This window comes from Secundilactobacillus paracollinoides (assembly GCF_001702155.1).
Taxonomy (GTDB): domain Bacteria; phylum Bacillota; class Bacilli; order Lactobacillales; family Lactobacillaceae; genus Secundilactobacillus; species Secundilactobacillus paracollinoides.
Genome location: NZ_CP014912.1, coordinates 2,572,628 through 2,583,760, shown reverse-complemented (window position 1 = coordinate 2,583,760; position 11,133 = coordinate 2,572,628). Strand labels below are relative to the sequence as shown.

The window sequence follows — 11,133 nt, the reverse complement described above, 5'->3', positions numbered from 1 at the left end:
GCGCGTTTCGGAAAACTGAGGGCTCCTGCCTAAGCAACTCTGACAAAAATGCCAAAATCCAGGCATTTCTGTGGTTCTCTGTCCTCGAGCCTAAACGCGTTTCGGAAAACAGAAAGCTGCATGTAAGCCAACTCTGACAGAAATGCCAGGTTCGGGCATTTCTGTCAGAGTTGGCTTACACTCCGCTTCCTACCGTTTTCCTTCACGCTCTCTAATTATCAAACGCATCCCGCATCTTATCAAAGAAGCTGCCCTTCTTACCCGATACGGGCTTGTCGCCGCTAGCTTCACCGAAGGCCTGCAACGCGACCTTTTGGTTCTTGTTGAGGTTCTTTGGCGTTACGATACGGACGGTCACCCGCTCGTCACCGTTGCCGTTTCCGCGAAGACGTGGGGCACCCTTGCCCTTTAAGCGGAAGATCGAACCCGTTTGTGTTCCGGCTGGCACCTTCATTTTGACGTCGCCATGAACAGTCTGAACATTGATTTCGTCACCTAAAGCAGCCTGAACGAAGCTAATATCCTTGTTCAGGTAAATATCGGCGCCGTCACGTGTGTAGACCTTGCTTGGGGCCACTTCAAAGACAATGAACAAATCACCGTAAGGGCCGCCGTTTGAACCGGCTTCCCCTTGGCCTTGTAACCGCATTTGTTGGCCATCGTCAACGCCGGCTGGGACGTTGACTTCAACTTCGTGACGTTCTTCTTCACGACCAGAACCGCCACAGGTTGGGCACTTTTCTTTGATTTCTTTACCAGTCCCATGACATACGGGGCAGACCTGTTGACTGCGCATCCGGCCAAGTGGTGTATTTGTTTCACTGACCACGTAGCCTGAACCACCACAGTTATGACACGTTTCTGGGTGTGTACCAGGCTTTGCGCCGGTCCCGCCACAGGTGTGACATTGCGCCTCACGACTGTACTTGATCTTGGTCTTCTTGCCAAAGATGGCCTCTTCAAATTTAAGGTTCATCTGGTACTGCAGATCACGACCGGCTTGAGGCGCGTTCGGGTTTTGCGAACGACCGCCACCGCCGCCACCAAAGAATTGGCTGAAGATGTCTTCGAAACCGCCACCGGCACCGCCGCCGAAACCGCCGAAATCACCAAAGCCGCCGCCAGCACCACCAGCACCGCCGCCAAACCCGCTTGGGCCGTCAGCAGAACCGTATTGGTCATAGTTGGCTTTCTTCTGGTCGTTACTTAAGACTTCATAGGCCTCTGTAATTTCCTTAAACTTCTCTTCAGCACCAGGTTCCTTATTGATATCTGGATGGTACTTCTTTGAGAGTTTCCGGTAGGCTTTCTTGATCTCATCTTGGGAAGCATCCCTGCTGACCCCAAGCGTTTCATAATAATCCTTGTCAGCCATTAATTATCCTCCAATTACGCGTTTCATTTTTAAGGTATTGTTGTTCCCGTCCACGTTATTTCATAACACCTCAATATACCATATTCTGAGGGTGAGGCCAACTGGGAACAACATCATTTGCAATGAAACAAAAAGCCAAAGCCCACTTTCGAGCCTTGGCTTTTTGCCAGCTTGTTTAAACGAGCCTACTTCTTGTCGTCATCATTAACTTCTGAGAAGTCACCGTCAAAGGTCTTGCCATCACCCTTGTCATCTGACTTGGATGAATCAGCATCTGAGCCGGCGTTAGCGCCATCGGCACCTGCAGCTGCGCCATCAGCAGAACCCTGTTCTTGTTGGGCTTGTTGATACAGCTTGACTGAAAGGTCTTGAACGATCTTGTTCAAATCATCCTTCTTCATCTTCATTTCTTCGACGTTGTTATCTTCTTGGGCCTTCTTCAGGGCGTCACGAGCGTCCTTAGCCTTTTGAATTTCGTCGTCTGAAACTTTGCCCTTCACTTCGTCCAAGGTCTTATCAACCGTGAACAAGAGTTGGTCGACTTCGTTCTTTAAGTCAGCCTCTTCCTTACGAGCTTTATCAGCTTCTTCGTTTTCTTGAGCTTCCTTCATCATCTTATCGATTTCATCGTCTGATAAGCCGCCTGAACTCTTGATGGTGATCTTTTGTTCCTTACCAGTGCCCTTGTCCTTAGCGGAAACGTTAACGATCCCGTTACGGTCAATATCAAAGGTCACTTCGATTTGAGGCACCCCACGAGGTGCAGCTGGAATGTCAGTTAATTGGAAGTTACCCAGTGTCTTGTTGTCAGCAGCCATTGGCCGTTCACCTTGCAGCACGTGAATATCAACGGCTGGTTGGTTGTCGGCAGCAGTACTGAAGACTTGTGACTTGCTGGTAGGAATCGTGGTGTTCCGGTCGATCAGCTTAGTGAACACACCGCCCATGGTTTCGATACCCAGTGATAATGGGGTAACATCCAAAAGCACAACATCCTTAACGTCACCGGTTAAGACACCACCTTGAATAGCGGCCCCTAAAGCAACGGCTTCATCAGGGTTGATCGAGTGGCTTGGTTCCTTACCAGTCCACTTCTTAACAGCTTCCTGAACGGCTGGAATCCGAGTTGACCCACCGTTTAAGATGACAACGTCGATGTCGCTGGCTGATAAGTCAGCATCCTTCAAGGCGTTTTCAACTGGAATCCGCGTCTTTTCAACGAGGTCAGCAGTGAGCTCGTTAAACTTAGCACGGGTCAAAGTTTCTTCCAAATGCAATGGGCCGTTGTCGCCAGCAGAGATAAATGGCAGGCTGATTGAAGCTTCAGTAACACCTGACAAGTCCTTCTTAGCCTTTTCAGCAGCTTCTTTTAACCGTTGCATGGCCATCTTGTCCTGTGATAGATCGATGCCGTTTGCTTGTTTGAACTGGGCAATTAACCAGTCCATGATCTTCTTATCGAAGTCATCACCACCAAGGTGCGTATCACCGTTGGTAGAAAGCACATCGAACACACCGTCACCTAAGTCAAGGACGGAAACATCAAAGGTCCCACCACCAAGGTCATAAACCAAGATCTTTTCGTCAGCATCCTGCTTGTCCAAGCCGTATGCTAATGAAGAAGCAGTTGGTTCGTTGATGATCCGCTTAACATCTAAGCCAGCAATCTTACCAGCATCCTTAGTTGCTTGACGTTGTGAATCGTCAAAATAAGCAGGCACCGTAATGACAGCCTGGGTCACCGTGTCGCCAATGTAGTCTTCAGCAAAGCCCTTGATGTATTGCAGGATGAATGCTGAGATTTCTTGTGGAGTGTAGTCCTTGCCGTCGATGCTGGCCTTGTAGCCGGCTTCGCCCATGTGGCTCTTGATTGAAGAAACCGTGTTAGGGTTTGTGATTGCTTGCCGCTTGGCAACTTCACCAACCTGTGGCTTGCCGTCTTTAAAAGCAACAACTGAAGGTGTCGTCCGACCGCCTTCTGGGTTTGGAATGATTTTTGGTTCGTTACCTTCAAGAACAGCAACAGCTGAGTTCGTCGTCCCTAAATCGATACCGATAATTTTATTACTTGCCATTTATGCAATACCTTCTTATTTTAATTTAGTTCAAAATGTTATTGTGATACAACAACCATCGCTGGCCGTAAGACACGGTCCTTAAGCTGATAGCCCTTTTGCAGGACTTGAACAACGTGATCCTTATGATCATCGTCTTCAGCCGGCACCGTTTGAACGGCCTGATGAATGTTTGGATCAAATTTCTCGCCAGCTGCCTTGATCTCGGTGACACCGTTGTTGGTCAATGCAGCCAGTAAGTGTTTTTGAACCATTTCAATGCCTTTTTTCAATGATTCGCCCTGTTCGCCGTCAACCTGCGTTTGCAAGGCACGTTCCAGGTTATCCAAGGCCGGTAGCACATCGTGTGCCAACTGCTGCCCATCATACTTGATGAGGGCAGCCTGGTCCTTCTTGTTACGGCTTTGAATATTTTGAATCTCGGCCTGTGAACGTAAATTACGATCGTTTAAATCAGCAACTTGCTTCTGCAGATCGGCAATTTTACGCTGGGCCTCTTGAAGCGGATCGTCAGCCTGAGCATCCTGATCAGTTGCCGCTTGGCCCTGGTCAGCTGCATTTGGTTCAGTTGCGTCAGTCTTTGAATCCTGTTGTGCGTCAGCCGCCGTGGTTTGGTCGGCCTTCGTTGCATCAGTCTCGTCAGCCTGAGCTGAATCTTCTGGCTTGTTTGCTTCATTTTTAGCCACTCATAACACCCCTTTACTACTTATCAAATTGATGACACAAATTACTGATCAAAGTAACGATAATAGTCCGTCAGCCGCTTGGCAAGCTCCTGTCTAAACGTGCCGACTAACCCGATCATCCGTGAGTAAGGCATCCGGGTCGGCCCCAGCAGAGCTATCACACCCTTGCCGTGGTCGCCCACCTCATAGGTTGCTGTGATCAGACTGTAATCTCTCAGGATCGCATTCGTCATCTCACTACCGATCTTCACTTGAATATGATCGCTTGGTCGGCCTAAGACGGTCGCCATGTCATCGGTCCGGTCCATTAACGTGTACAGCGACTTCAACTCGTCAACGTCGCTACTATCCGAGAAGTTAAGCAAATTCAGCCGGCCGCCAACGTAGTAACGTTCTTGCGCCGCCTGAGTTAACACATCACCGAATATCTTAAGGAACCCTTCCGGACCCTGGAGGTACTTGGTGACTTCTTGGGGGATCTTGGTCTGTAGTGCCTGCAAGACTTCTCGCAGGGACTTGCCAACCAGCTGGTCGTTGATCAACCGAACCACAGCTTCAAGCTGGTCACCAGTGACGCCGGGTGCGAGGTTAAACGTCTGGGTCTCAGCATCGCCATTATCAGTCACAAGGACCGCCATGACCTGACGTTTACCCAGCGGTACGAGCCGAAAACCGCTTAACTTACTATCCTGCAGCTCTGGTTTCAACGTAAAGGCCGTATACGAGGTCAGGTTTGAAAGGATCTGGGCCGAGGTCTCAATGATCTCGTCGATCTTTAAAAACTGACCATCCAGTGAAGACTTGATGATATCAATATCATTCGCCTTCACCGGGTCAGGTTGAACCAAATGATCCACGTAGTAGCGATAACCCTTAACAGATGGAATTCGACCGGACGAGGAGTGCGTCTTATTGATCAGACCCAACTCTTCCAGCGCAGCCATCTCGTTTCGCACGGTCGCTGAGCTCACATGCATGGGCAGCTGTGCCGCCAAGGCTTTTGACCCAACTGGGACACCGCTGCTCGTATAGTCGCGAACGATCGCCTTTAAAATCATCTTCTGTCTGTCCGTTAACGTGATCATCACCTCTTTTTAGCACTCATCTAACCTAAGTGCTAAGACACATATATAATGTATCAAATGGCGTTTTTTAAGTCAAGCATTACACCGTGATTTTTAGCAATTAATTTAGTCGAGTGCTAATTCATGAAAATCATGCGCTAAATACTGACGCGCATGATCAGTATCCGCGGTCATTTGAGTGACCAACGCGTCAACTGATGCAAATTTTTCTTCACCGCGCAACCGGTAGCACCATTCCACCGTCGCCACTTCACCGTAAACCGCTTCGTTAAAGTCGATGATATAGACCTCGACCGTCACGGGCCGACCTTCACCAAACGTGACGTTGTGGCCAACAGAAGTAACGGAAGGATACCAGGTGTCGCCGATCTTGATTCGGGTCACGTACACCCCAACTGCGGGCAGCCAATAGTGGACGTCATGACTGACATTCGCGGTTGGAAAACCAATCGTGCGACCGCGCGCTTCACCGTGAACAACGGTGCCAATCGTTTGATAATGGTAGCCCAGCAGCTCATTGACCGTTTTGATGTCGCCATCGGTAATATTGCGCCGAATCCGACTGGAACTGATTTTTTGATGATCAATTTCCTGCTCACCCACGGTCACGATCTCAAATCGCTCCTGTGCATATTCTGGTAAACGCGCCATAGTCGCAATATCCTTTGGTCCATAGGTGTGATCGAACCCCGCAACAACCACCTGCGCGTGAAAGCCCATCAGATACTCGTCCACAAATTCCTGCGGCTTCAGGGCTGAAAACTGACTCGTGAAGTTCACCATGTAAACGATATCCACCCCTAATTTTTCAAATAGGTCCAGCTTACGTTGTCTCGTGGTGAGATACTTGTTTTCATCTGCGCTTAATTTCGCGTATACCAGCTTTGGATGGTGGTCATACGTCAATACGGCTAATGGCAGCCCGCGTTCCTCAGCAATGGTTTTGGCCCGTTTGATCACGGCCTGGTGTCCAAGATGCAGCCCGTCAAAAAAACCCATAGCAAGAACAATGGGCTTGTTGATCGGCGTATCCGCTGACATTGGGTGATGAATCTGAATGACTTGCATGCTCGCTCATCTCGACTTTCTCTACTTCGTACTAAACATTTTTAACGGCTTGTACTTATCATCAACTAATTTGTACAACGCCTTAATTTCGTTATCATAACGCAATGCAACAATTGGCGCATCACTATTGACCTCTCGCTGTAACAACCAGACGCCGTTTTGCACGCCCCGCCAAAGCGCGGTCGTTAGTTCAATTTCAGGGTAGTTATCCAATGCCCGGTCTAGTGGCCGTAGAAAACTCAGGTCATCATCTTCAACCGCGGCCTTGACCTGTGCCAGAGAAATCGTCTCCTGCAGCGTAAAGCCCCCGCTTTCGACCCGGGTCAACGATGCCATCACTGACGGCACACCCAATGCTTCACCGGCTTGAACGGCAAGCGTCCGGACATAGGTGCCCTTTGAACATTCCACCTCAAACGTAAAGGTCTGGGTGCCCGTTGTTTCATCAAACGTGCTTGGCGCTGTCCGGTCGAACCGGGCCACATGAATGGTGCGGACGGGGCGCTCAACAGTTTCGTGTTTTCGTGCGTATTCGTACAGTTTTCGGCCGTTGACCTTCACTGCTGAATACATTGGTGGCGTCTGTTGTAAATCACCCGTGAGTGTCTGTAAAACAGTATCAATTGCCTCATCCGTAAACGGGGCACTTAGCGGTTGCCGGTCGACTTCATCACCGTCTAGATCCTCAGTCTCAGTGGAAAAGCCAAGCGTAACGCTGCCACGATAAACCTTTCGATGATTCAGCAAATAGTCCACCACTTTAGTGGCACTGCCGACACAAACTGGCAGCACACCATCAACACTTGGGTCAAGCGTGCCCGAATGACCAACCTTTTTTTGGTGTAAGATTTTGCGAAGCTGACTCACACAGTCGTGACTGGTCATGCCGCGCTCTTTATACAGTGGGATAATTCCGTTCATCGCAACTTAATGCTCCATTCTAAAATTCGATTTAACAGTTCATTAAAACAACTGCTGTGCAATAAGCACACATACAGCATTATATCATAATCACTTGCTGATAGCGGTTTGGGGGTTAATTTCTCTTTTTACAATTAGCAATCTACACAGAAGTATGATGCCGTTTCTTTCCACCACTAGATAAACAGTCCGTTGCATTCCGCCATTTGACATTCCGCAGTGGTGGCTCGCGATGAAGCTAATTCGATTTCTGCTGCGCAGCTCTCGAATGGATCTCCATCGTCTCGCACATCAGTAACCGACCAAAGTACGGTCGCTAACTGATGTCGACACCACCGCTCCGTGCCAAATGGCTCCATTCCACTTTCGTTGAACTTACTTATTACTACTGGTTAAGCATCACAATGGCGTTAACCCTAGTTTGCGGAGAATTCGCCCTCGACTGCGAGTCAGATCATTGACAGCAATGCTTCTCACCATGTTCTACTTGCAGGTAACGATTAATTAACGGGTTTCATGACACTACCTATGAAGCCTTACCATCTACGATGAACTATTACAAGTATCGTAGCGTAGTGGAGTCGGTCGGCATTGCAGGCTGTGGTGTCGGTGTTTGTTAGCGACCGTTCCTTGGTCGGTTACAAACACGGGAGACGTAGGAGATCCTTGAATTTCTTTCAGAAATTCAATAGCTCCGGAGCGACCCACCTCAGCCTGCAGGGCCGACCGGCGCAACGCAGCGACATTAAAGCGCTACTTTGAATCACTCAACAGTGGAGAGTCTACAAAAAAACACTCTGTCAATCGCCCACTGAGGACGGTTTACAAAGTGTCTTTTTATCGTAACGTCGTCAAATCATCACAGATTCGGATCGTCGCGGTGGAGCTGATTCAGTAGTTGGTCAATATGACTCCCGTATTGAACGGATTCGTCGCGTTCGAAGAACAGTTCTGGGGTCTTGAAGATGTTTAACCGAGCGCCTAATTCACTACGAATCAGACCGGTAGCCTTCTTCAACCCAGCCTCTGCCTTTTCACCGTCAGATGCCAGATCAGATAAGATACTGTAGTAAATCGTTGCCTGTTGCAGGTCACCCGTCACAACGACGCCCGTGACAGTGATGCCCTGAACGCGAGGATCACGAACACGCTTCAATAAAATATCGTTAACTTCCCGTTGAATCTCTTGTTCAAGTCGACCAATTCGATAATGTGCCATATTCTTTCACCACCCTATTTTAATGTGCAATGCTGTTATTCGATTGGAATTTCCTTCATGACATAAGCTTCGACAACATCACCGACTTTAATGTCGTTGTAGTTTTCGATGGTCAACCCAAGTTCGTGACCCTGCTTAACGTCCTTCACGTCATCCTTAAAGCGTTTCAAACTGCCTAATTTACCTTCGTAAATGACCACACCGTCACGGATCAAACGCACATCAGCGTCGCTTGAAACATGACCATCAGTGACCATCCCACCAGCAATGGTCCCAATCTTAGAAGCCTTGAAGATCTCACGGACCTCAACTTGGCCGATGATTTCTTCTTCATAGGTTGGTTCCAGCTTACCCTTCATGGCATGTTCAATTTCATCGATGGCATTGTAAATGACCCGGTGTAATCGAATGTCAACTTCGTCTTGGTCCGCTTGGGCCTTTGCCTGTGGCGTTGGTCGAACGTTGAACCCGATGATGATGGCGTTACTTGCTTCAGCCAAGGTCACATCACTTTCGTTAATGGCCCCAACAGAAGTATGGATGATGTTCACCCGAACACCCTCAACTTCGATCTTGTTCAAACTGTTAGCCAATGCTTCAACAGACCCTTGAACGTCGGCCTTAATAATAACGTCGACTTCCTTCATTTCCCCTTCTTTCATGGTATCAAAGAGGTTATCAAGGGTCACACGGTTCTTCGACTTCCGTTCTTCCATCAAGGCATTCTTAGCCCGTTCTTCACCAGCTGTCCGAGCAGTCTTTTCATCATCAAAGACGACGAAACGATCACCGGCCTCTGGCACATCGCTCAACCCAGTGATTTCAACTGGTGTTGATGGTGCGGCCTTCTTGATGTCCTTACCACGTTCATTTTGCATGGTCCGGACACGCCCAAAGGTGTTCCCAACAACAACTGGGTCACCAACGTGCATGGTCCCTTGTTGTACCAGCAAAGTGGCAACGGAACCAAGCCCCTTATCCAACCGCGCTTCGATTACAGAACCGGCAGCGTTTTGTTGTGGGTTGGCTTGTAATTCCATCACTTCAGCCTGCAAGAGGATCATGTCCAGCAAGTCATCGATGTTGGTGCCAAACTTAGCTGAGATCTGAACAAAGATGGTGTCGCCACCCCAGTCTTCAGGAATCAAGCCGTATTCAGTCAACTGTTCGATAACGTGGTTCGGGTTAGCACCCGGCTTATCGATCTTGTTGACGGCCACAATAATTGGTGTTTCAGCAGCCTTCGCATGGTTAATGGCTTCGATCGTTTGCGGCATGACACCGTCATCAGCAGCAACCACCAAAACGGTGATATCAGTGATGTCAGCACCACGCGCCCGCATTTCGGTAAAGGCCGCATGTCCTGGGGTATCCAAGAAGGTAATGGTCTTGCCGTTATGCTTCAGTTGGTAAGCACCAATAGCCTGCGTGATCCCACCAGCTTCACCAGCTGTAATGTGAGAGTGACGCAAGTGATCCAACAGGGTTGTCTTCCCATGGTCAACGTGCCCCATGATCGTCACAACTGGTGGCCGGTTTTCAAGATGGTCAGTGTTTTGTTCTTCTTCTTCAAAGAACTTGTCGATATCAGAAACATCAACTTCGACCTTTTCTTGTGCTTCGATCCCGTATTCAGCAGCTAAAATTTCAATGGTGTCCTTATCAAGTGACTGGTTTTGGTTCACCATCACACCTAACATGAACAACTTCTTAACGATTTCAGCTGGTTCCCGGTGAAGGATCTTCCCAAGGTCTTGGGCGTTCATCCCGATGCTGTAGTTCAGTACTTCAGGTAAAGCTTTATCCTTCCGTTCTGGAGCACCCTTTGGATGGTTCACTTCTTTGATCCGTTGGTTCTTCTTGTTGTACTTTTTGTTATTGTTCCGGCGACGATTATTGTTGTTACGGTTGTTTCGACTGTTGCCGTTACGCCCGCCGCGAGAGTTGTTATTGTTTAAACTGCCGCCAAACCGCCCTGAACCGCTGCGGTTTTCTGATGACCCACCGTTTGACCGGTTGCTGCTACGGTTTTGGCTGTTGTTCGAACGGTTGCCGTTGTTACTATTGTTGCTACGTTGACCGTTGGTACTTCGTTGCCCGCCACCGTTATTGTTCGAGCGTTGGCCATTGTTGTTTGACCGTTGGCTGTTATTTGAACGGTTGCTGCTCGTGGTTGACCGTTGGCCGTTACCGTTGTTTGACCGGGTAGTATTGCTACGACCCTGACTATTGTTTGACCGTTGCGTGCTGGCATGTTGACTGCCGTTGTTGCTCCGTTGGCCATTCGTCGTACTGTGCTGAGTGTTAGAACTGTGATTGTTGTTCTGACGGTTTTGATGGGTTTCATCACGATGTTGACGGTTAGCACTGCTGCCGTTTCCACCGTTGTTTGAGGTGTTTCGATTATTATTAGTTGTCATATTATGATTATTATTACCATTATCCTTAGAATGAGCACTCGACTGGTTTGCACCAGCGTCTGTGTGCGAGTGACTTACGTTTTGTGCGGGTGACTTGGAGGCCGAAGTAGGTTTAGGTTTACTGAACGCCGCCCGTAGTTGCCGTTCCTCATTATCACCTAACGATGACATATGATTTTTGACGGCAAACCCCTTGTTCTGGGCGGTATCAACAATCGCCTTACTTGAGACATTAAGCTCTTTTGCTAATTCATAAATTCGCTTTTTGCCCATATCTTCACGCT

The 11,133-nt window shown here is 48.7% G+C and carries 8 protein-coding genes; all 8 read right to left on the bottom strand.

Translation table 11 applies throughout. The annotated features are described in order from the left end of the window. Nucleotides 1–211: 211 nt before the first annotated feature. A complete protein-coding gene (gene dnaJ / locus AYR61_RS11250) occupies nucleotides 212–1,375 on the bottom strand; it encodes a molecular chaperone DnaJ (protein ID WP_065903035.1) in 1,164 nt (387 codons plus the stop codon). Between the two features lie 185 nt (nucleotides 1,376–1,560). Then, nucleotides 1,561–3,450 (bottom strand): molecular chaperone DnaK, encoded by a 1,890-nt coding sequence (gene dnaK / locus AYR61_RS11245; protein ID WP_065903034.1) that lies wholly within the window; start codon nucleotides 3,448–3,450, stop codon nucleotides 1,561–1,563. Between the two features lie 38 nt (nucleotides 3,451–3,488). Continuing rightward, nucleotides 3,489–4,136 (bottom strand): nucleotide exchange factor GrpE, encoded by a 648-nt coding sequence (grpE, locus tag AYR61_RS11240; RefSeq protein ID WP_065903033.1) that lies wholly within the window; start codon nucleotides 4,134–4,136, stop codon nucleotides 3,489–3,491. 41 nt (nucleotides 4,137–4,177) lie between these two features. Then, nucleotides 4,178–5,221: a heat-inducible transcriptional repressor HrcA gene (gene hrcA / locus AYR61_RS11235; protein WP_065903032.1), complete on the bottom strand. Its 1,044-nt coding sequence runs from the start codon at nucleotides 5,219–5,221 to the stop codon at nucleotides 4,178–4,180. A 105-nt stretch (nucleotides 5,222–5,326) separates the two neighbouring features. Beyond that, nucleotides 5,327–6,289 (bottom strand): riboflavin biosynthesis protein RibF, encoded by a 963-nt coding sequence (gene ribF / locus AYR61_RS11230; RefSeq protein ID WP_056987846.1) that lies wholly within the window; start codon nucleotides 6,287–6,289, stop codon nucleotides 5,327–5,329. 21 nt (nucleotides 6,290–6,310) lie between these two features. After that, nucleotides 6,311–7,210: a tRNA pseudouridine(55) synthase TruB gene (truB, locus tag AYR61_RS11225; RefSeq protein WP_056987847.1), complete on the bottom strand. Its 900-nt coding sequence runs from the start codon at nucleotides 7,208–7,210 to the stop codon at nucleotides 6,311–6,313. A gap of 859 nt (nucleotides 7,211–8,069) precedes the next feature. Continuing rightward, entirely contained in the window at nucleotides 8,070–8,429 is a 360-nt protein-coding gene (gene rbfA / locus AYR61_RS11220; protein ID WP_054707679.1) for a 30S ribosome-binding factor RbfA, read from the bottom strand. Nucleotides 8,430–8,464: 35 nt separating this feature from the next. Further along, nucleotides 8,465–11,122, bottom strand: a complete 2,658-nt coding sequence (gene infB, locus AYR61_RS11215; protein WP_065903031.1) for a translation initiation factor IF-2 — start codon at nucleotides 11,120–11,122, stop codon at nucleotides 8,465–8,467. Between the last annotated feature and the right edge of the window lie 11 nt (nucleotides 11,123–11,133).

Excerpts from the sequence above, each read along its gene's own strand:
- dnaJ (WP_065903035.1), bottom strand. The coding sequence starts at position 1,375 with ATGGCTGACAAGGATTATTATGAAACGCTTGGGGTCAGCAGGGATGCT.
- dnaK (WP_065903034.1), bottom strand. The coding sequence starts at position 3,450 with ATGGCAAGTAATAAAATTATCGGTATCGATTTAGGGACGACGAACTCA.
- hrcA (WP_065903032.1), bottom strand. The coding sequence starts at position 5,221 with ATGATCACGTTAACGGACAGACAGAAGATGATTTTAAAGGCGATCGTT.
- ribF (WP_056987846.1), bottom strand. The coding sequence starts at position 6,289 with ATGCAAGTCATTCAGATTCATCACCCAATGTCAGCGGATACGCCGATC.
- truB (WP_056987847.1), bottom strand. The coding sequence starts at position 7,210 with ATGAACGGAATTATCCCACTGTATAAAGAGCGCGGCATGACCAGTCAC.
- rbfA (WP_054707679.1), bottom strand. The coding sequence starts at position 8,429 with ATGGCACATTATCGAATTGGTCGACTTGAACAAGAGATTCAACGGGAA.
- infB (WP_065903031.1), bottom strand. The coding sequence starts at position 11,122 with ATGGGCAAAAAGCGAATTTATGAATTAGCAAAAGAGCTTAATGTCTCA.